The sequence below is a fragment of the Alphaproteobacteria bacterium genome, assembly GCA_040220875.1.
GTDB lineage: Bacteria > Pseudomonadota > Alphaproteobacteria > JAVJVX01 > JAVJVX01 > JAVJVX01.
Window position 1 is genome coordinate 424,747 of record JAVJVX010000006.1, and the last position, 26,239, is coordinate 450,985.

Here is a 26,239-nt window from a genome sequence, read left to right on the forward strand (position 1 = left end):
GATTCAGATCAGGGTTTCGAGCACGCGGTCGGGCGGGGTGTGGCCATCCACGTAGGTCCGGATATTCACGATCACCTTCTCGCCCATCTCGATCCGGGCCTCGATGGTCGAGGATGAGAGATGGGGCAGCAGTACAACGTTGGGGAGCTCGAGCAGGGCCGGGTTGACGTCGGGCTCGTGCTCGAACACGTCGAGCCCCGCCCCCGCGATCCGGCCCTCGCGCAGGAGCGAGACCAGCGCCGTCTCGTCCACCACCTCGCCGCGCGACGTGTTGATCAGATAGCTTTCCCGTCGGAGCAGACCGAGACGGCGCGCCGAGAGAAGATGGAAGGTGGCGGGCGTGTGCGGGCAGTTGATCGAAACGATGTCCATATGGGCGAGCATCTGGTCGAGGCTTTCCCAGTAGGTCGCCTCGAGCTCGCGCTCGGTATCGGGCGCCACGGGCCGGCGGTTGTGATAATGGATCGAAAGCCCGAAGCCGCGCGCGCGACGGGCCACCGCGGTGCCAATGCGGCCCATTCCGATGATGCCAAGTCGTTTGCCCGAAATGCGGTGACCCATCATGAAGGTGGGACTCCAGCCGCGCCACTCATGGGCGCGCACCAGCCTGTCCCCCTCGGCCAGGCGCCGCGGCACGGACAGGATCAGCGCCATCGTCATATCGGCCGTATCTTCCGTCAGCACGCCGGGCGTGTTTGTAACCGCAATTCGGCGATCGGCGGCGGCCTCAAGATCGATGTGATCGACGCCGTTTCCAAAATTGGCGAGCAGGCGGAGCTTGGGGCCGGCATGGTCGAGAAGCCCGGCATCGATCCGGTCGGTCAGAGTAGGAACCACCACATCGGCGTTGGCCAGCGCCTCGGCAAGTTCCGCCCGGCTCAACCGGTGATCATCGAGATTGAGCCGGGTGTCGAAAAGCTCCATCATCCGCGTCTCGATGACGTCAGGCAGCTTGCGCGTGACGACGACCAGGGGACGTTTCTGGGCCATATCCTCCTCGACGTTTCCTCCGCCCGCGCGGCGCCAGGCTCGCCGGACCGTTCGGACGGCGCCTGCCCCTCTCCGCTCGATGTTGCGGGGTTTTGAACGGGGTCCTTGAAATAGGAACCGCAGGCGGATTATGGGATTAGCGAAAACGGGCGCGCCTGTCCACGGGGGTCGCGGGGCCGGGCTCGCGAAAAGTGGGAAATATCGGAAAAGTTGGGACCGGTCTTGATTTCACCTGAACATCGCCAGCGCCCTGCCGGGGCTCCCCGCCGGACCGGCCGGCGCCAGCCCCGGCGCGGTCCCGTCGCCTGGCTGCTGATTGCCGCCCTCGGATTTCTGGCCCAGGCCCCCAGCGCCGGGAACACCGGGGCGGCCGACGACGCTCTCGGGCCCAGCGGGCTCAGTCTGCCCCGCTACGTCTCGCTCAGGGCCGATGAGGTCAATCTCCGGACCGGGCCAGGCATCCAGTATCCGATCGAATGGGTTTATCACCGCCGGCATTATCCGATCGAGATTATCGCCGAATTCGACACCTGGCGGCGTATCCGCGACCCCGAGGGGACGGAGGGCTGGGTGCACCAGTCCATGCTCTCCGGACGGCGATTTGCCCTGGTCACGGCGGAACAGGCCGTGCTGCGCCATCGGCCCGAGGCCGATGCGGCGCCTGTCGCGCGGCTCGAGCGGGGGGTCATCGCCGAGATCGGCGATTGCCGGGCCGCCTGGTGCCGGATCGCGGTGGCGGGACTGCGCGGCTGGCTCATGCGCCAGCAGATCTGGGGCATCTACCCCGGCGAAAGCCCGGACTGACCCGGACTGAAAGGCCGACGGGCCAAATCTAGGATTTGAAATCCCGGGCCAGGTTGGCGCGGACATTCTCGGGCAGGACCGCCATATGGCTGTAATTGGGATGGCTGAATCCGAGGACGACCTGGGTATCGGGGGCCGAGAACTTTTCGACCTGTGCCGCGGTAAAGGGGAAGGTGATGAACTGCACGGAGGATGCCTTTCCTTCCGCCGTTGTCCGGTCGACATCCTCTTCCGGCACGCCTTTGACGGTTTCGCCCGCGAAGGTCATCGTCGCCGTTTCCTCGAAGCCGCCCAGCCTGGCGAGCGCCCGCCGGCGACGCGTTTCGTCCTCGATCTCCAGCATGACCGTCGCCACGAGCTCGCCCTCGCCCGGGATCAGCGGATTATAGGCCTCGAGCTCGCCGGCGATCTGGTCTTCGCCGCCGCGTTCGATGTACAGCATCTCGTGCACCTGGTGCCACATCGTGTCGTAATTCTCGAAATAGAACGTGGCGAAGGGCCCCACCTCGACCCGGCGGTTCTTCTTGATTTCACTGACTTTGGCGCGGCGCTCCTTGCGGTTGGCCGCGTATTCCTCCATCGGAAGAATATCGTCACGGGTGATTTCGCGCTTCATGACAACTTCCCGTTCGTGATTGCGTTATGGTCGGGCTGACGGACCTGCCTGTCGCGGCCAGTCGCCGGTTCCTTTCGGCACGCCATTTCCTACGTCTTGCGATGACACCTAGATCAGCCCGTAGGATTGCGCCATGAGCTGAACAGGGTGCCGGCTCTGATCGATCTCGAGTGTATTGTCCTCCAGCCGGTCGAGACCCTGACGGATATGGTCGCCCGCCAGCGGACATTCGGCGCACAGATACTTCTTTCCCGCCTTGGCCGTCTGCCGGGCAACGGGCTTGCCCACTTTGAGGGCAATTTCGAAATTCTCCTTGAGGACCCCCCAGGAGCCGCCGTGGCCCGAGCAACGCTCGATCGGGGTGACGTCGGCCTCGGGCAGAAGACGCAGCATTTCCGTCGCCTTCTGTCCCATATTCTGGGCCCGCGAATGGCATGAGATATGGACCGTTACCCCGCCGTCGAGCGGCTGCATGCCTGGTGCCAGCCCCTCCCTCTTGCTGATGTCGACGATGTATTCCGCGACGTCGCGGGTATTGGCTGAAAGCAGCTTTACGTCCTCGTTCTCCGGCACGATGAGCGGCCATTCAAATTTGAGCATCAGGGCGCAACTCGGCACCAGAGCGATGACCTCGTAACCTTTCTCAATCCAGGGCTTCATTTCGGCCGCGACCTTTTCGGCACGCCGCGCCACTTCCTCGAAATCGCCATGCTCGAGCTTGGGCATACCGCAGCAAACGGGATAGACCACTTCGGTCTCGACGCCGTTCCGGGCCAGCACCGCGCGCGTCGCCATGCCGATTTCGGGGTTGTTGTAATTGGAAAAACAGGTGGCGTAGATCACCGCCTTGCGTCCGTAGGCGGGCGCATCCTTGTTGACCTCGACCGGGTTGCGCCGGGCACGGGTTTCAAAGGTCTGGCCATGAAATTTGGGAAGCGCCGCGTTGCGGTCGACGCCAGCCACCATCTCGAGCACCGGTCGCGTCAGGGCATTGCCCTCACGGCTGGCCCAGTTGGCCAGTCCCGCCACAGGCGCCGCCAGCTTGCCGTTGCGGTCGGTCTCGGTGAGCTGTTTCTGGGTAAAGGGCACCTCGCCCTTTTTCAGCTCGACCGCGCGGGCGCGCAGCATGAGATGGGGGAAATCAAGGTCGAACTCGTGCGGCGGCACATAGGGACACTTCGTCATGAAACACATGTCACACAGGGTGCACGCCTCCACGACGGGGCCGAACCCTTCGGAATCGACCGAATCGAGTTCGCCTGTCTTCGATTCGTCGATCAGGTCGAAGAGTCGCGGAAAACTGTCGCAAAGATTGAAGCATCGCCGGCAGCCGTGACAGATATCGAAGACACGCCGAAATTCTTCGTCGAGCTTTTCCTCGTCGTAGAAATCCGGATTACGCCAATCGATCGGGTGGCGTGTCGGCGCTTGCAGGGAACCTTCGGTCATCGTTTGCCTGTCCGGTTTGTTGCGTGACGGGTCTGAGGGGGGCGGGACGGCGCGGCGGCGGCAGTGCCGGAACCTCCGCCGGCGCAGCCGGTCGCGTGACTGCGGCGGGTCAGGTGGCAGCCACGTGGGGGAGAGAAGCTCCCCCCCACCGCGGCCCGCTGGAGAGCCTGACCTTACAGCTCGTCGAGCGACTTCTGGAAGCGGCCGGCATGCGACTTCTCGGCCTTGGCGAGAGTCTCGAACCAGTCGGCGATTTCGTCGAAACCTTCCTCGCGGGCGGTCCGCGCCATGCCGGGATACATGTCGGTGTATTCGTGGGTCTCACCGGCAACGGCGGCCTTGAGGTTCTTGTCGGTCGAACCGATCGGCTCGCCCGTGGCCGGATCGCCGACTTCCTCGAGGAATTCGAGATGGCCGTGAGCGTGACCCGTTTCGCCTTCGGCGGTGGAGCGAAAGACTGCGGCAACGTCGTTAAAGCCTTCGACATCGGCTTTCTGAGCGAAATAGAGATAGCGACGGTTGGCCTGGGATTCGCCCGCAAAGGCGTCTTTCAGATTCTGTTCTGTCTTGGATCCTTTAAGTGACATCGTGGGACTCCCTTGTCCTGTCCTTCAGTTTCGGTAGGCAGATCGTTTTTATCGACCCCGCTTTTTGTTTTTCAGTCCGGCACCACGATCGGATTGCGCCCGACCGGGGCTCGGTTACGTCATGGCGCGACTGGCGCCTGGCCCTAATATGAGCGCGTCGGGAGGGAGAGTCAATAGTTTGGAATAATTCCAAAGTATTTTACACGGGTATGACAGGAAAGGATAAAACTGGTCGGAAAGCCCGTCGGATCCGGGCGTGTCTGCCGGACGTGTCTGCCGGACGTGTCTGGCCGACGTATCTAACAGGGGCGCGGCGCCCGGCCGGAATCAGGAGTTGCGCACGCGTACGATGACGTCGACACGTTCCACCGCCTCACCCCGGGGCGGGGCGGGCAGGTTCTGCACCACGACGTGATCGGCCGGGATATCCCGCAACGTACCGTCCGACACGTTGTAGAAATGGTGATGGTCGGTCACGTTGGTGTCGAAATACGAGCGGCCCGACTCGACCACGACCTCGCGCAGCAGGCCCGCCTCTGTGAACTGGTGCAGCGTGTTGTAGACCGTGGCGAGAGAGACCGCGAGCTTGGCGTCGCGTGCCTCGGAGTGCAGCGCCTCGGCCGAAAGATGGCGGTTGCCGCCATCGAACAGCAGGCGCGCCAGGCCGAGCCGCTGGCGGGTCGGGCGCAACCCGGCCGCCTTCAGTCGGTCCACGGAGCTGGTATACGGTCGATCTGTCATCAGGCCTCAAATATAGCGTGAAATTTCCTGATGTTAAGTGGTTTTTTCGAACGTTTCTTAACTTTTTGCAACGCCGAAGCCGGACATATTCGCCAGCACCCCTAGTCGCCGGAGCGGATCCGGTCGACGAGTTGCTTAACGGAGGGGATAAATCCGTTGGAGTAGAACGGGTCCTGGGCAAAGCGGAACACGTTGTGACCGGCAAACATGAGCTGATCCTCGATGTCGTCGCTGTGGGAGATCACCTGCAGGGTTTTCTGGATGCAGTAAGACCGCGGGTCCGCCTTGCGGCCGGTGGTGTGGCCCTCATTCTGCGCCCAGTTGGAGAACTGGCAGGCGCTCAGGCACCCCATGCAATCGATCTGATCGGTCCGGATCTCGCCCGCCTTTTCCGGCGTGACGAAGATCAGTGTCGAATCCGGCGTGCGCAGTGCCTCGGTGAACCCCGCGCGCATCCAGTCCTCGGCGCGGAGCTTGTCGGCCGGCGCCACGAAGACGGTGCGTCGGCCCGCACTGATCGGCAGGGGCGTATCCAGCTCGCCCACCGCTTCAGGCGCGAAGGCGATCTGGCGCTGGGAGCGGTCGGCCAGTTCCTGGAGGAAGCCGTTGCGGACGGCCGACGAATAGAACCCCGTCGGGCTGAACCGGTTGAGCCAGACATCGCCTGACTCGAGGTGCAGAAGACGATCCTTCCACGCATCCGAAATCGGACTCTCCTTGGTCAGCAGCGGCCGGGTGCCGAACTGAAAGGCGATCGGGCCGAGTTCCGGATTGTCGATCCAGTCTTCCCATTCGCGCAGGAACCACACGCCGCCCGCCATGATGATCGGCGTGCTCTCAAGGCCCATCTCGTTCATCAGGCTCCGCAGCTCGCGCACCCGCGGATACGGGTCCTGCGGCTCCTCCGGATTCTCACTGTTGCTGAGCCCGTTATGGCCGCCGGCGCGCCAGGGATCCTCGTAGACGACCGCGCCGAGCCATTCGGCATATCTATGATACGCGCGCTTCCAGAGCGCCCGGAAGGCGCGGCTCGAAGAGACGATCGGATAATAAAAGACACGAAACCGCGCACAGGCTTCGGCCAGCTTGTAGGGCATGCCGGCGCCACAGGTGACGCCGTGGATCAGCCCCCTCGCCCCTTCGAGGGCACGATTCAGAATGGTTTCCGCCGCGCCCATCTCCCAGAGAATGTTCATGTGCAGCCGGCCCTTGCCCCCTGCCATGTCATGCGCGATACGGGCCTGGGTAATGGCGCCGCGGACGGAATATTCGATCAGTTCGAGATGACGCTCGAACCGTGTCTTGCCGTGATAGACCTGCGGGATGGGGTTGCCGTCCGCGTCATAGGAATCCGCGTTGACGCCCGAAAACGTGCCCACGCCCCCGCTGGCCGCCCAGGCGCCGGAGCTTTCGCCATTGGTCACGGAAATGCCCTTGCCGCCTTCGATGATCGGCAGCACCTCGGCACCCGATAGCCATACTGGATTCAACGCTTTCAAAGCCTGCGCCTTTCGTCGTCGTGTGCGTTTCAGAGAGTCAGGCTATTTTCGAGGGGATTCAACCCCGCCATTTCCCTAAAGGCCTTCTGGTTTTTTGGACCGTGGCCGTCGCCTCTTCCTGATGATATGGGGTGCTCGATCGGTAAAAAAACCCCCGACCGCAAATCCGGCCGGGGGTTCCGGGTTCGACTTAGGCGCCCGTTTCCGCCGCCGGAGCGGGATCGGGAACCAGGTCCTTCATGGAAAGCTTGACCTTGCCCCGGTCATCGAAGCCGATCACCTTGACCTTCACGATATCGCCCTCCTTGACAACATCGGTGACTTTTTCCGTGCGGCCTTCCTGCAACTGGCTGATGTGTACGAGCCCGTCGCGCGTGCCGAGGAAATTAACGAAGGCGCCGAAATCGACGACCTTGACGACCTTGCCCTCGTAGATAGCGCCAAGTTCCGGATCAGCCGCAATGCCCATGATCCAGTCCACCGCCTTCTTGGAGGCATCGACTTCGCGCGAGGCGATCTTGATCGTCCCGTCATCGTCGATGTCGATCTTGGTGCCGGTCACTTCGCAGATCTCACGGATGACCTTGCCGCCCGAACCGATCACGTCGCGGATCTTGTCCTTGTTGATCTTGATCGTGGTAATCCGGGGTGCATGCTCGCTGACATCGGCGCGGGCATTTTCGAGCGCCCGGTTCATGGCATCCAGAATATGAAGCCGGCCGTCACGTGCCTGGTTCAGGGCGGTTTTCATGATATCGACGGTGATGGAAGGAATTTTGATATCCATCTGTAGAGAGGTCACGCCTTCCGTCGTCCCGGCCACCTTGAAATCCATGTCGCCGAGATGATCCTCGTCTCCAAGAATATCGGAGAGAACGGCGAAGTCGTCACCTTCCTTGATCAGGCCCATGGCGATGCCGGCCACCGAACGCTTGAGCGGCACGCCCGCATCCATCATCGCCAGGGACGAGCCGCATACGGTCGCCATGGAGGAGGAACCATTCGATTCGGTGATTTCCGAAACGATGCGCACGGTATAGGGGAAATCTTCCTTTCGCGGCATCAGCGGGCGCACGGCGCGCCAGGCCAGCTTGCCGTGGCCTATTTCGCGCCGGCCGGGCGACCGCAGGAAGGAGGCCTCGCCGACGGAATAGGGCGGAAAGTTGTAATGAAGCATGAAGTGCTCGCGGGATTCGCCCTCGAGCGCGTCGATTATCTGCTCGTCCTGACCGGTGCCCAGCGTCGTGACGACCATGGCCTGGGTTTCTCCACGGGTGAAGATCGCGCTGCCATGGGCGCGGGGCAGAAAGCCCACCTCGCAATCGAGGGCCCGAACGGTCTTGGTGTCGCGGCCATCGATACGCTGGCCGGTCTTGAGGATGCCGCCCCGGACGATGTCCTTCTCGAGCTTCTTGAAGGCACCATCCACGAGACCGCGTTCGACCTCGTCGGCCTCCTGAAAGGCCTCGACCACCTTCGCCTTGACCTCGGCGATGCGGTCGCGCCGCTCGCCCTTGGCGACGATCTTGTAGGCCTCACGCAGTTCGCTCTCGGCCACCTCGCGGACCCGGCCGGCGACGCTTTCGGCCTGTGCCGGCGGCTGCGGCAGGTCGTAGGGCTCCTTTGCCGCCTTCTCGGCCAGCTTGATGATCGCGTCGATTACCGGCTGGAAGCCCTGGTGGCCGAATTCGACCGCACCCAGCATGAGTTCCTCGGACAACTCGGAGGCTTCCGATTCCACCATCATCACACCCGTGCCGGTCCCGGCCACGATGAGATCGAGCTCGGAATCGGCCGCGTCCGCCAGGACCGGGTTTAGGATGTACTGGCCGTCGACATAGCCGACCCGCGCACCCCCGATGGGGCCAAGGAACGGCGCGCCCGACAGCGTCAGCGCCGCGGAGGCGCCGACCATGGCGACGATATCGGGATCGTTTTCAAGATCGTGGCCGAGAACGGTGCAGATGACCTGTGTCTCGTTGACAAAGCCGCTCGCGAAAAGCGGTCGGATCGGCCGATCGATGAGGCGCGAGGTCAGCGTTTCCTTTTCCGAGGGGCGCCCTTCGCGCTTGAAAAAACCGCCGGGAATCTTGCCGGCGGCAAAAGCCTTTTCCTGATAATTCACCGTGAGTGGAAAGAAATCCACGCCCGGCTTCGGCTCGCGCTGGTAGACGGCGGTGCAAAGAACCACCGTATCGCCGTAGCGGGCCAGGACGGCGCCATCCGCCTGGCGGGCGATTTTTCCCGTTTCCAGGGAAAGGGTCCGGCCACCCCACTCGATTTCAACTTTATGGACATCAAACATATCTATCTTCCTTGCCTACAAATTATCTTCACCCACCACCGGCCTTGCATCACGTCTATCAACCAACATGCACAGATGGGCCGTCGGGCTCGATGTCGACCCCTGACAGCTCCAACAGTTTATTCCGGACCACGGACGGGAAATGATTTCCTAGCGCCTCAGGCCAAGCCGCTTGATCAACCCTTCATACCGGCTGCGGTCCTTCCGCTTCAGGTAATCGAGCAGACGGCGGCGGCGGCCCACCATCATGACAAGCCCACGACGCGAATGAACATCTTTCTGGTGCGTCTGAAGGTGCTGGCTGACATTCTGAATGCGCTCGCTCAGAATCGCCACCTGCACTTCCGGGGACCCCGTGTCCCCGCCGGCCTGCGCATATTCCTTGATAACTTCCTGTTTACGCTCTGGCGTAATCGACATCGTGGGCCTCCTTATTCAGAGAGGTTGAATCCTCGCACCGACCGAAGCTGGCCCTTATCGAAACGCGCCAGGGCAATCAATCGCTCCCCCTGTTTCGCGCGTACCATATCCCCCGGGCCGATGGCGCCGATCCTTTCGAGATCGGACTTCTTCAACAGGGGGACGGGCTGCCCATTTTTGATGAGACGGGCTTCGGCCTCCGTCATGGCCAGCGCCGGGATGTCGTCCAGCGCGGTCTCGACCGGAAGCAGGTGCTCTAACGCGGCGGCACTATGCCCGAGGGCGTTGCCGCTTTCCAGCGAAATTTCCGCCAATTTTACCGCCTGATCCACGGAAAACGGCCCGTCGCGGAGGCGGCGGAGCCGGGCCACGTGACCGACCGTCCCGAGATGGCGGGCGAGGTCGCGCGCCAGGCTGCGAATATAGACCCCCTTGCCGGTCCGCGCGGTGAAAACCGCCCGATCCGGCCCCTCGATCGCCTCCAGGCGGAAATCGTGGACGGTCACGATCCGCGGGCGCATTTCCGGCTCTTTCCCGGCCCGGGCGAGGGCATAGGCCCGTTTTCCGTCGATCTTGATGGCCGAATAGCTGGGCGGCACCTGCTCGATCTCGCCGATGAACCCGGGCAGGGCCGCCCGGATCGCCGCCGCGCCGGGGCGCCCGGCGCTCTCCGCCACGATCCTGCCTTCGGCATCGTCGGTATCGCGGGCCGTGCCCCAGGCCACCATGAACCGGTAGGTTTTTTCGCCGTTCACGATATGAGCCACCGTCTTTGTGGCCTCGCCCACCGCAACGGGCAGCACGCCAGTGGCAAGCGGATCGAGCGTGCCGGCATGGCCGACCCGGGGCGTGCCCAGACACCGGCGCAGATGGCGCACGACATCGTGGGAGGTGGGGCCTTCAGGCTTGTCGATGATCAGCCAGCCGGACGGACCAGCCGTCCCGCGCCGGTTTCGGCGCCCCATCGCCTATTCCTCCGGCCCGATATCCGGGTCCGTTTCGGGCGCCGGATGGCGGGGCCGGGTCTCGCGGAGAACCTCGTCGATGCGCCGGGCGGCATCGAAGGCGAGATCCTCCTTGAATCGCAGGCGTGGCACGAAACGCAGACTGAGCCGGCGGGCGACCTCACCCTGCAGAAACGGGGCGGCGCGCTCAAGAGCGGCCAGGACCGCCTCGCGGTCCGCCTGATTCTCGGACGTTTCGAGGCCGAGGCCGAGGCCGAGCGGCAGCACATAGGCGATGGCCAATTTGAGATCGGGGGTCATGCGCACTTCCGTCACGGTGAGCGACGTGTCGCGCAGGACCGGGTCGCGCAGATCACCACGCTGGAAGATTTCCGCCAGCGCGTGACGCATTTCCTCGCCTACCCGCAATTGGCGTTGGCTCGGCGGTTTGTTCTTGTGCCGCGTCATCTGATTCTTTTCATGAAGACCGCGCCGGCACCTGATCTCCGGCGGCGAGGGAAGACGGCGCCTATAGCTGGCGCGCCGTCTCGATCACCTCGTAACATTCGATGACATCGCCTGGCTGGATATCCTGATAGTTCTCCAGAGCGATGCCACATTCGGTATCGGCCTTGACCTCGCGCACCTCGTCCTTGAAACGCTTGAGCGAGGCCAGCTTGCCTTCATGCACCACTATGTCGTCGCGCAAGAGACGCACACGGGTATCGCGGCGGATCACGCCCTCCGCCACCTTGCAGCCCGCGACCCTGCCTACCTTGGTGATGTTGAATACTTCAAGCACGTTGGCGGTGCCGATCAGGTTTTCGGTGATCGTCGGCGACAGCAGGCCCGAAAGGACCGCCTTCATGTCGTCGATCACTTCGTAGATGATCGAGTATGTCCGGATTTCCACGTTCCCTGCGCGGGCCGCCTCGCGCGCCTGCGGATTGGGACGTACGTTGAAGGCGATGACCATCGCATTGGACGAGACAGCGAGATTGACATCCGATTCGCTGATGCCGCCGACACCGGCATAGAGAACACGTGGCTTGACCTCGTCGGTGGCGATCTGTTCCAGGCTGGCCTTGATCGCCTCGGCCGAGCCCTGCACGTCCGCCTTGATGATGACGGGCACTTCCGTCGCCTCGCCTTCCGAGATTCTGGCGAATTGCTGCTCCAGCGTTCCCCGCCCGAGGCCCGCCGCCTGCACGTCGCGCTTCTGGCGCTGGCGGTATTCCGTGATTTCCCGTGCGCGGCTTTCGTTATCCACGACGACGAAATCATCACCGGCGTCAGGCTGGCCGTTCAGACCCAGCACCTCGACCGGCACAGACGGGCCGGCGCTTTTGATATGGTTCCCGTGATCGCCGATCAGCGCCCGGACCCGGCCCCATTCGGTGCCGGAAATAAAGATGTCGCCCTGCTTCAGGGTACCGCGCTGGATGAGCACCGTGGCGACGGGACCGCGGCCGCGCTCCAGCTTGGACTCGATGACCACGCCTTCCGCCTCGCGGTCCGGATTGGCCTTGAGTTCGAGCACATCGGCCTGCAGCAGAATCGCTTCTTCGAGCTTGTCCAGATTGGTTCTCTTGGTGGCCGAAACATCCACCGCCAGCACATCGCCGCCGTATTCCTCCACCACCACATCGTGATTGAGAAGTTCCTGCCGGCAGCGGGTCGGGTCCGCCCCTTCCTTGTCGATCTTGTTGACGGCGACAATGATCGGCACTTCCGCCGCCTTGGCATGCTTGATCGCCTCGACGGTCTGGTCCTTGATGCCGTCATCAGCCGCAACGACCAGAACGACAATATCCGTTACCGTCGCACCTCGCGCGCGCATGGCGGAAAAAGCGGCATGGCCCGGCGTGTCGATGAACGTGATCGCCTGCCCGGAAGGCACCCTCACCTGATAGGCGCCGATATGCTGGGTGATGCCTCCCGCTTCATGGGCGACGACATCGGTTTCGCGCAGCGCATCGAGCAGCGACGTCTTGCCGTGATCGACATGGCCCATCACGGTCACGACCGGAGCACGTGGATGCATCTGCCCGTCCTTGTCCGGCTCGCCACCGATGCCGAGTTCGACGTCCGCCTCGCTGACCCGACGCACCTTGTGGCCGAATTCCTCCACGATGAGTTCCGCCGTGTCGGCGTCGATGGTCTGGGTGATGGTCGCCATGACGCCCATTTTCATCAATGACTTGATCACGTCGGCGGCTCGTTCGGCCATCCGGTTTGACAGCTCCTGCACCGTGATGACTTCGGGAACCGTCACATCGCGCACGACCCGCGTGGGCGGCTCGTGACTCTTCGTCATGGCCTTGACTTTTTCGCGCTGGCGGGCGCGACGCACGGAGGCCAGGCTGCGTACCCGTTCCTCGCCATCGCCGAGCGCCTGGCCGATGGTCAGCTTGCCTGACCGCCGGCGCGATTCGCCACGGCGTGACGGCGTGCTTTTCTTGGCTTCGACCTTGCCTTTCCGGCGCTTGGTTTCCTCGTCATCCTCGTCCTCGACGCGCGCCGGCTCTTCCTTGGCCCGCGACACGAAGGTCAGGCCGACACCCGCCACATCCGGAATTTCGGGCGCCGCCGGCTGGTCCTCGCCGTCCGTCGGCGCGGCGACTTCGGCGGGCGCTTCGCCAGCCGCTTCGGCGGATGCCGCCTGCAGTTCCTCCTCGCGCTCGCGCTCGGGCGCGGGCCGCTTGCGGGCGGCAGCGGCCAGGCGCTCCGCCTCGTCCCGCCGGCGGGCTTCCTCCTCGACCTGGCGTGCCAGCCCATGGGCCGCGCGGCTGCGAGAGGCGCGCTCGGCCTCGGTCAGGTGGCTGGCGGGCGCCGTCTCGGGTTCGGGCGTGGCCGGCTTGGCCTTGGGTCCGGTTGCCGCTTCGGCGAGCGCCTCTTCGGCTGCCGTCTTTTCGGAGACTTTCTGCAGCCGGCCGCCGGCGCCGCGCTCATAGGTGCGGCTCCGTTTCACCTCGACGGTGACGGTCTTGGACCGGCCATGGGAGAAGCTTTGCCGGACCTGACCGCCCTCGACGGTCTTTTTCAGTTCCAGCTTCCCGGGGCGGCTCAGCTTAAGCGGCTTTTTGCCTTCGTTTTTCTCGGTCGCCATGTGTTCCTAGCTCTACTCGTTACGCGTCGCGCCGGGCCCATTCGCCTCACGCGCGTCGTCGGGCCCGCGAAATCCTTCCAGCCGCCGCGCCTCGAACTCGATCTTTCCGGCCAGACCCCCCGGGCCGACCGCAACATGCACCGCGCGGTCACGCCCGAAGGCTGCACCCAGCTCGGCGGCGGTGAGGCACTGGAAAACCGGCAGAGACCCCCCTGGCGCTTCCCGGCGCGCCGCAAGAGCGGGACGTCGCAGCTTGGCCTTTCCCCCCTCGGCGCCGTCGCCGGCCTCGAAGAGGAGCGCGGCCCTGCCTTGTTCCAGCCAGGCCTTGACCTGCTCGAATCCGAGCACCGCTTCTCCCGCCTTCCGTGCGAGGCCGAGATAGGCGCGGCACCGCGCGGCCAGGAGTGTCGCCACATCCTGGGCCAGCCCGTCGGGAACGGTCACGGTCTGGCGGGCTGCCCTGGCAAACACCCCCTTCGCCACGGCGAGCGCTATTATATCCTTCCGGGCGGACAGCCACAAACCCCGCCCCGGCAGTTTTTCCGCCACATCGGGGGTGATCCGTCCATCCGGCCCGACAACGAAGCGCACCAGGCCCGAGCGGGGCCGGCGGGCGCGGGTCACGAGACAACGGCGCAGCCCCGCCGCCTCGTCCGGCGCGAGCCGGTCCGGGCGGTCCCCCGCATCTCGTGCGGTCGCCTTGGCGGCAGTGGCTGCATTCATGGGCTCTGCTCCTGTCCCTATCGCCCTTATCCCTCGGTGCCAGTGCCCGTTTTGGGGTCCGTTTCAGTGCCCGTTTCCTCCGGCTCGGCCACGGGCGCCGTCAGGTCCTCATCGGGAAACCAGTGGGCGCGGGCGGCGAGAATGATCCGGTCGGCCTCTTCCGCGCTCATTTCGCCGGCGCCAACAATATCGAGCAGCTCGTCGCGCGCCAGGTCGCCGAGATCATCGAGGGTCTTCACCCCGGCCTCGCCCAGCTTGACGAGAAGCGGCGTCGTCAGCCCCTCGATAGCCGCAACCTCGTCGGTGACGCCAAGCTCCCGGCGCTTCTGGGTTTGCGTTTCCTCGATCTGTTCGAGATAGGCGCGCGCCCGGGCGCGAAGTTCTTCCGCAACCTCTTCATCAAAGCCTTCGATCCCGGCGAGATCCTCGACCGGGACGAAGGCCACGTCCTCGATCGTGGTGAAACCTTCGGTGACCAGCAGGTGGGCAATCACATCATCGACATCAAGGGCGTCGAAATACATTTGCGAGCGCTGGCGGAACTCCTCGTTGCGGCGCTCCGATTCTTCCGCCTCGGTCATGATATCGATATCCCAGCCGGTGAGAATCGAGGCGAGGCGCACGTTCTGTCCACGCCGCCCGATGGCCAGGCTGAGCTGGTCGTCGGGGACGATCACCTCGATCCGGCCCGCGCCCTCATCGAGGACGATCTTGCTCACCTCGGCCGGCGCCAGGGCATTCACCACGAAGGTGGCGGGATCGATCGACCAGGGAATGATGTCGATCTTCTCGCCCTGCAATTCGCTCACCACGGCCTGCACGCGCGAGCCGCGCATGCCGACGCAGGCGCCCACCGGATCGATGCTTGAATCGTTGGAAATGACGGCGATTTTGGCACGGCTGCCCGGGTCACGGGCGACCGCCTTGATTTCTATGATGCCGTCATAGATTTCGGGAACCTCCTGACCGAAGAGGGCGGCCATGAATTCGGGCCGCGTCCGGGTCATGAAGATCTGCGGGCCGCGCGGTTCCTCGCGTACATCGTAAATGAAGCCGCGCACACGGTCGCCGCGCTTGAGATTTTCGCGCGGCAGGATGTCGTCCCGGCGCATCATGGCTTCGGCCTTGCCAAGATCGATCACGGCGTTGCCGAATTCGACCCGCTTGACAATGCCGTTGACCACCTCGCCCTTGCGATCCTTGTATTCCTCATACTGCCGCTTGCGTTCCGCCTCGCGAACTTTCTGCACGATGACCTGCTTGGCGGTCTGGGCCGCTATGCGGCCGAAATCTATTGGCGGCAGGGTCTCGGTGAAGAAGTCGCCCACCTGTTTTTCCGGATCCCGCGCCTGGGCGTCCTCGAGCGAAATCTGCGTCGCCTCGTTCTCCACCTCGTCCACCACCTCGACGAAACGGCGCAACTGGATCTCACCCGTGTCACGATTCACTTCTGCGCGAATATCGTATTCGTGCCCGTATTTGGAGCGCCCGGCCTTCTGGATGGCCTGCTCCATCGCCTCGAGAACTTCGTCGCGCTCAATGCCCTTTTCGCGCGCGACGGTATCGGCGACCTGAATGAGTTCCAAACGTGACTGAATGGTTTGCATCGTCTTTTTCCGATTCGGCTTCGTAACAGGGTCTAAAAATCCGTCCGCCCGCTTCTCGCAGGGCCGGACGCTCGGTGCTAGTGATGCCTCTCCGGGGCATCGGGGTTCCCGGCATCGGGGTCAATATCCTCGGGCCGCGGTTTAAGTCGCGCCGATTTGATGTCTTCGAAAGGCAGGGCAACCTCGCCCTCTTCCGTTTGCAGGACCAGCGTCCCGTCCACCGGGGCGCCCAGCCAGCCGGTGAACCGCCGCCGGCCGTCCCGTAACGCGATCAGCTCCACCCTTACCTCCCGGCCGGCATACCGGCGGAACTGGGATTCCCGCACCAGTGGCCGGTCGATGCCGGGCGAGCTGACCTCCAGCGTATACCGGCCCCGAACGGTCTCCTCGACATCGAGCGCCGGCGACAGGGCTCGGCTGATCTCGGCGCAATCATCGACCGTCATGCTGCCATCCGCATTTTCGGCCATGACCTGCAGGACGCTGCGCGCCCCGTTCCAGTCGATCCGCCAGAGGACGTAGCCGAGCCCCTCGACAATGGGCCGGATAACCGGGTCGAGGGCCTCCGCCAGGCCCGATACGCCACCGATCGCCCGGTCGCCGTCGCCCGCTTCCCTCGTCCCTGTCGTGGCCCGCGGATCTCTCAAGGTTTCCCGTGCGCCCCGGTTGGAAGATGCCGCAAATAAAAAGTGGGCCAGCGGCCCACCCTGCGAACTCGATGATCGACCGGATCCCATCAGCATCCAGCCGACCGCTGTAACAGGGGGAATGTAGTCTTTCGCCCGGGATCTGCAAGGGGTTTCAGCAGGTTTTTGGGTTCTGGCGCGGGAATCGGCCGTCTGGCCTCAGCGCCGGCGATAGGTGAGATAGATGGCCCGCCGGCCGGCGGATGCTGCCTTGGCCTCGTAGCGCGTCGGCGGCCAGTCGGGCGGGCGCTCCCGCCAGTCCCGCGCGTGCTCCGCCAACCAGAGGAATTCGGGGCGGGCGGCCATATGGGCGAGGATCCAGGCCAGATAATCGGCGTGATCCGTGGCCAGGCGCAACTCGCCCCCCGGTTTCAGGAGCCGGGCGAACTCTTCCAGCGTGGCATGATTGATCAGCCGGCGCTTATGGTGGCGCGTCTTGGGCCAGGGATCCGGGAAAAGGACGAAGATCCGCTCGAACGCGCTGACGGGAAGCCGGGACATGAGCGCGCGCGCGTCGCCCGGAAAGACCCGGATGTTTTCGCAGCCCCCGGCCTCGATTTTTTCGAGGAGATGCAGGACTCCGGTCCGGAAGGGCTCGACGCCGACAAAGCCGGTGTCGGCATGATGCGCTGCTTGCCAGATGAGATGCTCGCCGTCGCCGAAGCCAATTTCCAGCGCCGCGCGGGCGACAGGCGCGCCGAACATCGTCTCGAGTGAGAGGGGCCGGGTGCCGTCCGGGATACCGAACCGCGCCAACCCCGCGGCCAGGGCCGCCTTCTGGGCCGCGCTGAAGGGCCGGCCCTGGCGCCGGCCATAATACCGGAAGCCCCCCGTCGCGACTTCGCCCTTTCCGGTGGAAGCCGCCTGGTCCCGGTTGTCTGCCCGCTTTCCCGTCATGTCCCGCGTTTCCCGACCGGCATGCGCCGGGGGCCGGCCGCGATCCGGCCTTGCATCAGCGCCAAAGAAAGATTGAAGACTGTTACAGAAAAGCCGCCGGATTAAGAAGGCCGAACTCTGCGGGAAGCCGGGCAGTAAGCTGGACGGGAATCTGGACGGGAATCTGGACGGGAATCTGGGCGGGAATCTGGGCGGCGCGGCGCGCGGCTAATCGGACGCGCCGAGCGACTTGACCAGATCGAAGACCCGCCGGCGCGCCTTTTCGTCCCTGATCTGGTAGTAGGCGCGGACCAGTTCGAGGGTTTCGCGCCGGCCCATGGGATCGGTCTCGTACCCCGCGCCCTCCTCGGCGAGACCCGACGCGCGCGCCGGCAGCGCGCTCATTTCCTCGAAGAAATATGAGACCGGCACGTTCATCACCCGGCTGATTTCGAACAACCGGCTGGCACCCACCCGGTTGGTGCCCCGTTCGTATTTCTGGATCTGCTGGAACGTCAGGCCCAGCGCCTTGGCGAGCTTTTCCTGCGTCATGCCGATCAGGGTCCGGCGCTGGCGGATGCGGCCACCGACATGCACGTCGATCGGATTGGGTCCTGAGGTGCGGGATCTGGTATCGCTTTCCATGATCGAGACTCCTGGTCCTCCCCTTGCCTCCGGTCCTGGCGTGGCCGGCGTTTCCGTTATCGGCCCCTGTGGCCCAATCTAGAGCGCGGATGGTTAATAAATGTTAACAATGAACATTATTGTAGGTAATGTTGTCTGACAGGATCATACCTTGGGAGACCAATCCCCGATAGGTTGCGCTCCCGCCCTTACCCCCGCCGGCAGCGCCACGAAAACAACATAGCGCACAAAATCAGCCCAAAAAGAGGAACATCTCCCCATCGCGCATAGGTTGTCATTTCCCTGGCGGGCTTCGGCAGGTCCCGAGTGAGAACGCCGGTCTCGCCCAACCCGAGCCGGCCGATGATCCGGCCGAGCGGGTCGATCACCGCCGAAATGCCGGTATTGGCGGCCCGGATGACGGGCAGGCCCTGCTCGACAGCGCGCAAGCGGGCGGCGGCGAAATGCTGGTACGGCCCCGCCGTCAGGCCGAACCACGCGTCGTTGGTGACGTTGAGCAGCCAGTCGGGCCGGTTTTCCCGATCCACCACGGCATCGGGAAAGATGATTTCGAAACAGACGAGCGGCCCGACCGGCGGCACCCCGGGCAGCGTCAGCGTCCGTGGCCCGGTGCCGCGCGAGAAATCGCCGGTGCCTGCCGTCAGTTTTTCGAAAGGCAGCCAGTCGCGCAGCGGCATGAATTCACCAAATGGAACGAGGTGAAACTTGTCATAGGTATCGACCACCGTGCCGCCGCCGCCTATGGCGAAGACACTGTTCCAGATATCCTCGATCGGCCCGTCCCCCGGCGTTACCCGAAGCGCGCCGGTCAGAACATAACGCGCCCGCCCGTCGTCACCATCGCGCGCCGCCGCCGCCGCCAGCACGTCGGCGATCGCACCCCGGGCCGCGGCATCTCGATTGAGTGCGTAGGGCACCGCCGTTTCCGGCCAGACAAACAGGGTCGGGACCCGATCGTCACCGGTACTGCCGGCCAGCGGGCCGAGCGACATCTCGGCATGACGCCGGAACAGGCGCCGGCGCAGGTCGGGCGACCATTTATGGGTTTGCGCGACATTGGCCTGCACGATGCGCAGGCGCAGATCGGGCTGGTACGCGGTCGGCTGGGCGGCGAGGCGCCCCGCCCCCCAGCCGATCAGCGCCAGCGGCAACACCAGACTGAAAGCGAGGGTTGCGCCAAGCGCCCGCCGCCGCCCGGACGGGTTTGCCAGCGCGGCCGGCAGGCCCGCCGCGAGCGCGGTCACGGCCGAGAGGCCGAAAACTCCCACGAGGGCGGCCGGTTGCAGCGTCGCCGGCGCGGCCGCCCAGAGAGAGCCGAGCGGGTTCCAGGGAAACCCGGTGAGGACCTGGCCGCGCACCCATTCGGCGAGGGTCCAGAAGCCCGCGAAAAGAAACACGCGGCCCAGCGGCGCCAGGGCGAAGCGGCGCAAGATCGCCTCCGTCAGCCCCGCCGCCAGGGCGATGAAAAAGGCCAGCCCCGCCGCCAGCGCCGGTACCGCGAGCGGAACCAGCCAGGGGAGACGGTCGGCCTCGAGCATTACGGCGAAAGTGATCCAGTAAAGCCCAAAGGCGAAAAACCCGAACCCGAACAGCCAGCCGCGCCAGAAAGCAGCGGCGGCGGTCGGGGCGGCGGCAAGGGCCCAGAGGAGCCCCGGGAGGGAGACGAAGAGCACGGGCGCCACGAAGGCGGGCGGCAGCGCCAGCGTCGCGAGCGCGCCCAGGGCGATCAGGCTGATGACCCGGCGGGGCGTCGTGGCGAGAAAAAGACGGAAGAAGGGGGCCGGGCAATCCGCGCCAACGGCGCCGGGCGGCGCGATCCGGGCGTTCACGGGCTCTGTTCGGCGGCCGCCCGGCCCACCGGCCGGACCCGGAGGCGCTTGACCCGCCGCTCATCCGCGTCCAGCACCTCGAAGCGCACGCCCGAGCCATGGCTGAGCCGTTCCCCCCGGCGGGGCACATGGCCGAGCAGTTCGACGACCAGCCCGCCCAGCGTATCGATATCCGCGCGCTCCTCGGTGGTAACAAAGGGGCCGGTCGCCGCCTCGAACTCCTCGATCTGCATGGTGCCCGAAACATCGAAACTGCCATCGGGCCGGCGGACGATGCGTTCCGTCTGCGCCTTTTCCTGATCGTGCTCGTCCTCGATCTGGCCGACGATCTCCTCCACGAGGTCCTCGATCGTCACCAGCCCATCGGTACCGCCGAATTCATCCACGACGATCGCCATGTGAATCCGCGTGTCCCGCATTTCGAGCAGCAGTTCGAGAACCCCCATGCTGGGAGCCACGAACAACACCGGACGCAGAATGTTTTTCATGTTGAAGGAATCGGGCGCGCTGGTGACAGGCAGCACATCCTTGATGTGGACCATGCCGGTCACCTGATCGAGCGTCTCACGGAAAACGGGCAGCCGCGAATGGTAGCGATCGCCCATGAGCTGGACGATATCAGCAAGCCCCGCGCCCTCGTCGATGGCGATGATGTGCGCGCGGGGCACCATGAGGTCCCATACTTCGAGGTCGCGCAACTTTGTGACGTTGGTCAGGAGTGCCTTCTCGTGAACATCGAGGGTGACATCCTCATCCTCGATCAGTTCGGTCAGCGCCTCGCTGAGGGTGGTATCGGGCTGACGGCCCCGAAACTTGTTCCTGAGCCACCCGAGAAGCCCGGTTGTGCCATTCCCGCCCGCGCGGCCGACGCCGGGGGAGGGGCGGTTCTCAGCCATGGCTTCGGGGCGGGAGGCCTTCATGAGCCGGCTCCGTCCGTCCTGTCGAGAAGCGCATAGGGGTCGGCGATGCCGAGCCGGGCCAGCGCCGCGACCTCGAGGTTTTCCATCTCCGCCGCCGCGCCATCGCTTTCGTGATCAAAACCCAGAAGGTGCAGCACACCATGAACCACGAGGTGCCTGGTATGATCGGACGCGGCTTTGCCCTGACGCTCTGCTTCCCCGATAACGGTTTCCAGCGCGAGCGCGATGTCGCCCAGCAGGCCCGGAGCGGCGGCCGGAAACGCGAGGACGTTGGTTGGCCTGTCCTGGCCGCGATAGGCGCGGTTGAGATTCTGGACGAACTCGTCGCCGCCAAGAAGAACCGTCAGCTCTCCGCGATCCCTCGCGGCCGCCGGCGCGACGGCGAATGCCGCCTCGACAGCGGCGATCACGCAGGCCTCCGGATCGCCGAGGTGACCGTGCCAGCCCGCGTGATCCACGCGCACCACGGTCTCGGCCGGCATGGGCACGGAGTCCGGTTCCGGCCCCGATATCGCATCAATCCTCATCGGTCTGCAGTTTCGGCAGGGTCCCCGCCGGGCTGGTCATAGGCGCGGACAATCCGCGCCACGAGCGAATGACGCACGACATCCTTGTCCGTGAAATGGCAGAAGGCGATTCCGGAGACCGACTGCAACCGGTCCACCGCTTCGCGCAGACCAGAGGCCTGACCCGCCGGCAGGTCGATCTGGGTCAGGTCGCCGGTGACCACCATGCGCGAATTCTCGCCAAGCCGCGTCAGCAGCATTTTCATCTGCATCGAGGTCGTGTTCTGTGCCTCGTCCGCAATGATGAAGCTGTTGGACAGGGTGCGGCCGCGCATGAAGGCGAGTGGCGCGATTTCGAAGTCGCCGTTGGCGAGGCGCTTGGAGACCTGATCCCCCGGCATCATGTCGTGCAGCGCGTCGTAGAGGGGACGCAGGTATGGGTCCACCTTCTCGCGCAGGTCCCCCGGCAAAAAGCCCAGTCGTTCGCCTGCCTCGACGGCCGGCCGGCACAGGATCAGCCGTTCGACCTCGCCGCGAAGAAACATCGAGACCGCCTGGGCCACCGCCAGATAGGTCTTGCCGGTGCCCGCCGGCCCAATTCCGAAGACCAGGTCGTGATCGAGGATCGCCCTGAGGTATGTGGACTGGTTTTTCGAGCGCGGTGTGATGTGGCGCCGGCGTGTCGCGATGACGAGCGCCTCGTCCTCATCCGTTCGATCGGCCTCCGGAATTTCGTCGCTCATGCGAATCGCCGCATCCACCTCTGCCAATCCCACTTCTTGCCCCTGATTGAGACGGCGGTAAAGCTTCTCGAGCGTCTCGCGGGCCGTGACGCGCGCATCCTCGGGCCCGGTAATGGCGATCACATTGCCGCGCGGCACGAGCCCGACGTCGAGCGCCTGCTCGATCCGGGCCAGATGCCGGTCGTGCTCGCCGTAAAGCAGCGACAGCAACCTGTTGTCATCGAACTGCACGAAGGTGGGCTCGGCGGCAGACCCGGACGCGGAACCAGGTGTCGGCCTGTGCCTGTCCGGCGTTTTAGCATCCAGCAGCGAGGGGCCAGTCGACGGCGAATCTGGCGAAGGCCCCGTAGACGGTGATCTCACCCGCAGGCTCTCTCTCCGGTTGATCCAGTCTTGCCGGGCCCGGGCCCCGTTCGCGCGAGACCCGGGGACGCGATGCATCCCTGCAAGGAGTTGGATAGCGCCGCCTCGATTGTCACATCAACGAGGCGGCCATACAAATCCTCATTCCCGGCCACGTGGACCGGCTGCAAAAACGGACTCCGGCCCGCCATCTGGCCGTCACGGCGGCCGGGGCGGTCGAACAGCACGGCCAGGGTAGTGCCGACGAGGGCCCTGTTAAAACGACGCTGCTGCACCGCGAGGCGGGCCTGGAGTTCGGCCAGCCGCTGCTGCTTCACGCTGTCGTCGATCGCCGTCGCCCCGCGTTCCGCCTCCGCCGCCGGCGTCCCCGGCCGGGCGCTGTATTTGAATGAAAATGCCTGCGCGTAAGCGATTTCGCCGACCAGCTCGAGCGTGGCCTGGAAATCGGCCTCCGTCTCGCCCGGAAATCCGACGATGAAATCGGAGGACAGGGCCAGATCGGGCCGCGCCTGGCGCAGCCGATCCACCAGGCGGCGATATTCGTCGGCCGTATAGCGCCGGTTCATGGCCGCGAGGATCCGGTCCGAGCCGGACTGCACGGGCAGGTGGAGATAGGGCATGAGCTGGGGGACGTCGCCATGGGCGCGGATCAACTCGTCGTCCATATCCGCCGGGTGGCTCGTCGTGTAGCGGATCCGGTCGAGTCCGTCGATCTCGGCCAGGGCCAGGATCAGCCGGCCCAGCCCCCAGTCGCCTTTGGCCGCACCGGGGGCGGCGCCGTGATAGGCATTGACGTTCTGACCCAGAAGCGTGATCTCGCGCGCGCCACCGGCCACCTGGCGCCGGGCCTCGGCGATCACATCGGCCGCCGGACGCGAATATTCGGCCCCGCGCGTGTAGGGGACGACACAAAAGCTGCAGAACTTGTCGCAGCCCTCCTGCACCGTCAGGAAGGCGGAAAGCCCCTGGGACTTGCGCTCTTCCGGGAGAAAATCGAACTTGGTCTCGGCCGGAAATTCGGTGTCGATCAGATGGCCGGTCTGTCCCGCCGCCTCTCCCCGTGCCTCGGCGACGAGAGCCCCCAGCCGGTGATAGGCCTGCGGACCCAGCACGACATCGACGAAGGGCGCACGGCGCTGCATTTCCTCGCCCTCCGCCTGGGCAACGCAGCCGGCAACGGCGATCGTCATATTGTCGCCCGCCGCCGCACGAGAATTTTTCAGAGGCCGCAGCCGGCCCAGTTCCGAATAAACCTTTTCCGCCGCCTTCTCGCGAATATGGCATGTGTTGAGGACGACGACGTCCGCCTCCTCGGGGCGATCGACCGCGTCATACCCGTCCGCCGCCATGACATCCGCCATCCGGGCGGAGTCATAAACATTCATCTGGCAGCCGTAGGTTTTGACGAAAAGTTTTTTGGCCAAAGTCACCAAGCCCTCAGCGGGCGATTGTCGGGCGGCCCGTTGCCGCCCGCGCCGGTCCTCGGCCGGCACCGTTCCGGTTCCGGACCCTAGCACCGGCTTTTGGCGAGTCAAGAAGGCGGGCGGGTGCGAAGGGCCCGGCCACAGTCAGGCGGCGGCCGGCATCGCGGGAGGACGCCCGGCCAGGGCCCGCGACAGGCCAACGGCAACTTCGCGATGACAATGGCGCGCCAGCGCCTTCCGGTCGGCGAAGGCGTCGATGGTGGTCGGCTGATGGAAGGCGATCCGGACCTCGATGGCGCCGAAACTGGCCACGCGCCAAAAATGGGCGGCGAGGGCCATGTCCGCGTACCACGCGAAAAGTGGGCGCAGCCCGCGCCCGATCGGCACGCCGTCGAGCCGGGTATAGGCGACCGAGACCGGTTGCACCTTGAGCGGCTTTCCCGACGGCCGGTACTCGGCGACGCTGAAGAGCGCGCTCTTGAACGGCAACGTGCGGTTCCCGTCATTGCTGGTGCCTTCGGGGAACAGGATCAGCCGGTCCCCGCTTTCGAGCCGGCCGAGGATGCCGTCCCGGTGCTCGTGGGTCTTGTGACGCCGTCGGTCGATGAACACTGTCCGGCAAAGCCGCGCCAGGACGCCGACCACCGGCCAGTCCCGGACATCGGCCTTGGACACAAACGAGCCTTCGATCTGCGATCCCAGCACGACGATGTCGAGATAGGAGGCGTGGTTGCAGACAAAAAGCATGGGCCGCTCTTCCGTCTGCAGCCCGTCGGTTTTTACGGTGATTCCGAGAATGGTGCAGGTCCAGCGGAAATACGCCTTGGGCAGGCGGGACGCCAGCCGGCTGCGGAACACGAGCGCCACGAGCTGCACGGGCAGCAGCAGCACCGTCATGGTGGCAATGACGGTCAGCTTGAGGGCCGCGCGGATGTGGGAGCCGAACATCGCACCGAACATGCCCGCCTCCTATGCGGACCGGTCCGGCAACGGATCAGCCCGGCCGTCATTCTCCCGCAGGTAATGGCGGTGGTATTTCTCGGTCACGAGATCCGTCTTGACCACAATGCAAACGTCGGTCGTGTTGAACTGGTCGTCGACCACGGCGCCGTTCCCGACGAAGCCGCCGAGACGCAGATAGCCCTTGATGAGCGGCGGCAACTCGGCCAGTGCGCGGCGGGAATCCAGTTCGTCCGGTTCCAGAATGTCCATTTCGACGAACCGGTCGGCGATCGCCTGGGGACGCAGTGCGGCCGGCGCGAGATGATGGTGATACAGATACGACAGCGGCACAGCCAGGCTTTCGGGATCGGTGCCGGGCAGACTGCCGCAACCGAACATCAGCTCGATATCATGATGAAAGACGTAGGACGCGATCCCGCGCCAGAGAAGCTGCATGGTGGCGCGGTTGCGATAGGCGCGGTCGACGCAGGACCGGCCGAGTTCCAGAATCTCCCCCGGCAGATCGACGAGGCAGGAGATATCGAACTCGTCCGCGGTATAGAACTGTCCGGCCTGCGCCGCCGCGCTTCGGCGGAGCAATCGATAGGTCCCGACCACCTGCCCGGCGCCGGCCGCCTCGGGGTGGTCGTGATCGATCACAAGAAGGTGGTCCGCAAAATCGTCGAAATGATCGAAATCACAGCGGGCCTCCACCATTTCCAGGGTCGGCTCGGCGGCCATCTCCTCGTAGAAAACGCGATAGCGCAGAGCCTGTGCCGCCCTGATCTCGGCCGTGTCGCGCGCCAGCCGCACTTCGAGTGACTGGGCCCGAACGTCCTCGAGGCCGGGGAGCGGGGCGGAGAAGCGGGCCGGGCCGGGGCGGGCCGCGGCGGCGAAGGCCGGCATGGGCACGGTTTTTTTCATGACAGACAGAAGCTGTTTCCGTTCGGGGTGGCGAGCCCGGTCAACCTAACTTCAAAATATTACAGTTTGTCGGCATTTGCCGTACCGGGCCAGATCAATCCTGTCGACGCGACCGGAGCTTGGCGCGCTAGGGCTTTTTGGGCCGGACGTAGAGTTCGAGCCGATGGCTGAGAATCTCATAGCCGTGTGCTTCGGCGACCCGGCGCTGGAGCTCCTCGATCTCGTCATTGCGAAACTCGATCACCTTCCCCGACTGGACGTCGATGAGGTGGTCGTGATGCTCCTCGGGCGCTTCCTCGTAGCGCGATCTGCCGTCGCCAAAATCGTGACGCTCGATCACGCTGACCTCTTCCAGGAGACGCACGGTCCGGTACACGGTCGCGATGGAGATATTGGGATCGATCTCAAGCGCCCGGTTATAGACCTGCTCCACATCCGGGTGATCATCTGAATCGGACAGAACCTGCGCAATGACCCGACGCTGTTCGGTCATCTTCACACCGCGATCGATGCAAAGTTGTTCAATCCGGGATTTTATTGCCGTGTCCGTCATCTCTGTTTCAACGACCGGGGTCTCGTGGACCAGG

General features: G+C 64.7%; 25 protein-coding genes. 1 reads left to right on the top strand and 24 read right to left on the bottom strand.

Translation table 11 applies throughout. The annotated features are described in order from the left end of the window. Window positions 1-3: 3 nt before the first annotated feature. Window positions 4-990 (bottom strand): D-glycerate dehydrogenase, encoded by a 987-nt coding sequence (locus tag RLQ26_08010; GenBank protein ID MEQ9088669.1) that lies wholly within the window; start codon window positions 988-990, stop codon window positions 4-6. A 222-nt stretch (window positions 991-1,212) separates the two neighbouring features. On the opposite strand from RLQ26_08010, the gene RLQ26_08015 reads away from it, so the two are divergent. After that, window positions 1,213-1,794, top strand: coding sequence for an SH3 domain-containing protein (locus RLQ26_08015; GenBank protein MEQ9088670.1), 582 nt, complete (start codon window positions 1,213-1,215; stop codon window positions 1,792-1,794). Window positions 1,795-1,822: 28 nt separating this feature from the next. Here RLQ26_08015 and RLQ26_08020 read toward each other — a convergent pair whose 3' ends face one another. The 23 genes from RLQ26_08020 to RLQ26_08130 all read right to left on the bottom strand — a co-directional run bounded on the left by RLQ26_08020 (window position 1,823) and on the right by RLQ26_08130 (window position 26,205). Beyond that, window positions 1,823-2,410 carry a DUF3501 family protein gene (locus RLQ26_08020; GenBank protein ID MEQ9088671.1) on the bottom strand — a complete coding sequence of 196 codons (588 nt, stop codon included), beginning with the start codon at window positions 2,408-2,410 and terminating at the stop codon, window positions 1,823-1,825. A 108-nt stretch (window positions 2,411-2,518) separates the two neighbouring features. After that, window positions 2,519-3,859, bottom strand: coding sequence for a heterodisulfide reductase-related iron-sulfur binding cluster (locus RLQ26_08025; protein MEQ9088672.1), 1,341 nt, complete (start codon window positions 3,857-3,859; stop codon window positions 2,519-2,521). Window positions 3,860-4,032: 173 nt separating this feature from the next. Continuing rightward, the gene (locus tag RLQ26_08030; protein MEQ9088673.1) at window positions 4,033-4,446 is read right to left on the bottom strand and encodes a rubrerythrin family protein; all 414 of its coding nucleotides are present in this window, start codon (window positions 4,444-4,446) and stop codon (window positions 4,033-4,035) included. Between the two features lie 327 nt (window positions 4,447-4,773). Continuing rightward, window positions 4,774-5,187 carry a Fur family transcriptional regulator gene (locus RLQ26_08035; GenBank protein MEQ9088674.1) on the bottom strand — a complete coding sequence of 138 codons (414 nt, stop codon included), beginning with the start codon at window positions 5,185-5,187 and terminating at the stop codon, window positions 4,774-4,776. A 101-nt stretch (window positions 5,188-5,288) separates the two neighbouring features. Further along, the gene (locus tag RLQ26_08040) at window positions 5,289-6,686 is read right to left on the bottom strand and encodes a nitronate monooxygenase (GenBank protein ID MEQ9088675.1); all 1,398 of its coding nucleotides are present in this window, start codon (window positions 6,684-6,686) and stop codon (window positions 5,289-5,291) included. A 190-nt stretch (window positions 6,687-6,876) separates the two neighbouring features. Further along, complete coding sequence (gene pnp, locus RLQ26_08045) at window positions 6,877-8,997, bottom strand: polyribonucleotide nucleotidyltransferase (GenBank protein MEQ9088676.1); 2,121 nt, start codon at window positions 8,995-8,997, stop codon at window positions 6,877-6,879. Window positions 8,998-9,141: 144 nt separating this feature from the next. Beyond that, window positions 9,142-9,411, bottom strand: a complete 270-nt coding sequence (gene rpsO, locus RLQ26_08050) for a 30S ribosomal protein S15 (GenBank protein ID MEQ9088677.1) — start codon at window positions 9,409-9,411, stop codon at window positions 9,142-9,144. An 11-nt stretch (window positions 9,412-9,422) separates the two neighbouring features. Next, window positions 9,423-10,376, bottom strand: a complete 954-nt coding sequence (gene truB / locus RLQ26_08055) for a tRNA pseudouridine(55) synthase TruB (protein MEQ9088678.1) — start codon at window positions 10,374-10,376, stop codon at window positions 9,423-9,425. Between the two features lie 3 nt (window positions 10,377-10,379). After that, entirely contained in the window at window positions 10,380-10,823 is a 444-nt protein-coding gene (gene rbfA / locus RLQ26_08060; GenBank protein ID MEQ9088679.1) for a 30S ribosome-binding factor RbfA, read from the bottom strand. Window positions 10,824-10,884: 61 nt separating this feature from the next. Further along, complete coding sequence (gene infB, locus RLQ26_08065; GenBank protein ID MEQ9088680.1) at window positions 10,885-13,464, bottom strand: translation initiation factor IF-2; 2,580 nt, start codon at window positions 13,462-13,464, stop codon at window positions 10,885-10,887. Between the two features lie 12 nt (window positions 13,465-13,476). Next, entirely contained in the window at window positions 13,477-14,187 is a 711-nt protein-coding gene (locus RLQ26_08070) for an RNA-binding protein (protein ID MEQ9088681.1), read from the bottom strand. Between the two features lie 26 nt (window positions 14,188-14,213). Beyond that, window positions 14,214-15,794, bottom strand: a complete 1,581-nt coding sequence (nusA, locus tag RLQ26_08075; GenBank protein MEQ9088682.1) for a transcription termination factor NusA — start codon at window positions 15,792-15,794, stop codon at window positions 14,214-14,216. A gap of 77 nt (window positions 15,795-15,871) precedes the next feature. After that, on the bottom strand, window positions 15,872-16,441 hold the full coding sequence (gene rimP / locus RLQ26_08080; protein ID MEQ9088683.1) for a ribosome maturation factor RimP: 570 nt from the start codon (window positions 16,439-16,441) through the stop codon (window positions 15,872-15,874). Window positions 16,442-16,639: 198 nt separating this feature from the next. After that, entirely contained in the window at window positions 16,640-17,377 is a 738-nt protein-coding gene (gene trmB / locus RLQ26_08085) for a tRNA (guanosine(46)-N7)-methyltransferase TrmB (GenBank protein ID MEQ9088684.1), read from the bottom strand. A gap of 207 nt (window positions 17,378-17,584) precedes the next feature. Next, window positions 17,585-18,001, bottom strand: a complete 417-nt coding sequence (locus RLQ26_08090; protein MEQ9088685.1) for a helix-turn-helix transcriptional regulator — start codon at window positions 17,999-18,001, stop codon at window positions 17,585-17,587. A 188-nt stretch (window positions 18,002-18,189) separates the two neighbouring features. After that, the gene (lnt, locus tag RLQ26_08095) at window positions 18,190-19,830 is read right to left on the bottom strand and encodes an apolipoprotein N-acyltransferase (GenBank protein ID MEQ9088686.1); all 1,641 of its coding nucleotides are present in this window, start codon (window positions 19,828-19,830) and stop codon (window positions 18,190-18,192) included. Then, complete coding sequence (locus RLQ26_08100) at window positions 19,827-20,750, bottom strand: hemolysin family protein (protein MEQ9088687.1); 924 nt, start codon at window positions 20,748-20,750, stop codon at window positions 19,827-19,829. Before RLQ26_08100 ends, lnt begins: the two co-directional genes overlap by 4 nt. Continuing rightward, on the bottom strand, window positions 20,747-21,232 hold the full coding sequence (gene ybeY, locus RLQ26_08105) for an rRNA maturation RNase YbeY (protein MEQ9088688.1): 486 nt from the start codon (window positions 21,230-21,232) through the stop codon (window positions 20,747-20,749). The genes RLQ26_08100 and ybeY overlap by 4 nt, the downstream gene beginning before the upstream one ends. 41 nt (window positions 21,233-21,273) lie before the next feature. Beyond that, window positions 21,274-22,230: a PhoH family protein gene (locus RLQ26_08110; protein ID MEQ9088689.1), complete on the bottom strand. Its 957-nt coding sequence runs from the start codon at window positions 22,228-22,230 to the stop codon at window positions 21,274-21,276. Between the two features lie 128 nt (window positions 22,231-22,358). Next, the gene (gene miaB, locus RLQ26_08115) at window positions 22,359-23,786 is read right to left on the bottom strand and encodes a tRNA (N6-isopentenyl adenosine(37)-C2)-methylthiotransferase MiaB (protein MEQ9088690.1); all 1,428 of its coding nucleotides are present in this window, start codon (window positions 23,784-23,786) and stop codon (window positions 22,359-22,361) included. Window positions 23,787-23,930: 144 nt separating this feature from the next. Further along, window positions 23,931-24,746 (bottom strand): lysophospholipid acyltransferase family protein, encoded by an 816-nt coding sequence (locus RLQ26_08120; protein MEQ9088691.1) that lies wholly within the window; start codon window positions 24,744-24,746, stop codon window positions 23,931-23,933. Between the two features lie 9 nt (window positions 24,747-24,755). Further along, the gene (locus tag RLQ26_08125) at window positions 24,756-25,652 is read right to left on the bottom strand and encodes a GNAT family N-acyltransferase (GenBank protein ID MEQ9088692.1); all 897 of its coding nucleotides are present in this window, start codon (window positions 25,650-25,652) and stop codon (window positions 24,756-24,758) included. A gap of 127 nt (window positions 25,653-25,779) precedes the next feature. Continuing rightward, on the bottom strand, window positions 25,780-26,205 hold the full coding sequence (locus RLQ26_08130) for a Fur family transcriptional regulator (protein MEQ9088693.1): 426 nt from the start codon (window positions 26,203-26,205) through the stop codon (window positions 25,780-25,782). Window positions 26,206-26,239: the final 34 nt, after the last annotated feature.

Bases quoted from the DNA above. Each gene is read 5' to 3' on its own strand.
- RLQ26_08010 (MEQ9088669.1), bottom strand. From the start codon at position 990: ATGGCCCAGAAACGTCCCCTGGTCGTCGTCACGCGCAAGCTGCCTGAC.
- rpsO (MEQ9088677.1), bottom strand. From the start codon at position 9,411: ATGTCGATTACGCCAGAGCGTAAACAGGAAGTTATCAAGGAATATGCG.
- RLQ26_08070 (MEQ9088681.1), bottom strand. From the start codon at position 14,187: ATGAATGCAGCCACTGCCGCCAAGGCGACCGCACGAGATGCGGGGGAC.
- infB (MEQ9088680.1), bottom strand. From the start codon at position 13,464: ATGGCGACCGAGAAAAACGAAGGCAAAAAGCCGCTTAAGCTGAGCCGC.
- RLQ26_08030 (MEQ9088673.1), bottom strand. From the start codon at position 4,446: ATGTCACTTAAAGGATCCAAGACAGAACAGAATCTGAAAGACGCCTTT.
- rbfA (MEQ9088679.1), bottom strand. From the start codon at position 10,823: ATGACGCGGCACAAGAACAAACCGCCGAGCCAACGCCAATTGCGGGTA.
- RLQ26_08130 (MEQ9088693.1), bottom strand. From the start codon at position 26,205: ATGACGGACACGGCAATAAAATCCCGGATTGAACAACTTTGCATCGAT.
- RLQ26_08025 (MEQ9088672.1), bottom strand. From the start codon at position 3,859: ATGACCGAAGGTTCCCTGCAAGCGCCGACACGCCACCCGATCGATTGG.
- RLQ26_08100 (MEQ9088687.1), bottom strand. From the start codon at position 20,750: ATGAAGGCCTCCCGCCCCGAAGCCATGGCTGAGAACCGCCCCTCCCCC.
- RLQ26_08090 (MEQ9088685.1), bottom strand. From the start codon at position 18,001: ATGGAAAGCGATACCAGATCCCGCACCTCAGGACCCAATCCGATCGAC.
- RLQ26_08120 (MEQ9088691.1), bottom strand. From the start codon at position 24,746: ATGTTCGGTGCGATGTTCGGCTCCCACATCCGCGCGGCCCTCAAGCTG.
- RLQ26_08125 (MEQ9088692.1), bottom strand. From the start codon at position 25,652: ATGAAAAAAACCGTGCCCATGCCGGCCTTCGCCGCCGCGGCCCGCCCC.
- trmB (MEQ9088684.1), bottom strand. From the start codon at position 17,377: ATGACGGGAAAGCGGGCAGACAACCGGGACCAGGCGGCTTCCACCGGA.
- ybeY (MEQ9088688.1), bottom strand. From the start codon at position 21,232: ATGCCGGCCGAGACCGTGGTGCGCGTGGATCACGCGGGCTGGCACGGT.
- truB (MEQ9088678.1), bottom strand. From the start codon at position 10,376: ATGGGGCGCCGAAACCGGCGCGGGACGGCTGGTCCGTCCGGCTGGCTG.
- RLQ26_08035 (MEQ9088674.1), bottom strand. From the start codon at position 5,187: ATGACAGATCGACCGTATACCAGCTCCGTGGACCGACTGAAGGCGGCC.
- nusA (MEQ9088682.1), bottom strand. From the start codon at position 15,794: ATGCAAACCATTCAGTCACGTTTGGAACTCATTCAGGTCGCCGATACC.
- RLQ26_08020 (MEQ9088671.1), bottom strand. From the start codon at position 2,410: ATGAAGCGCGAAATCACCCGTGACGATATTCTTCCGATGGAGGAATAC.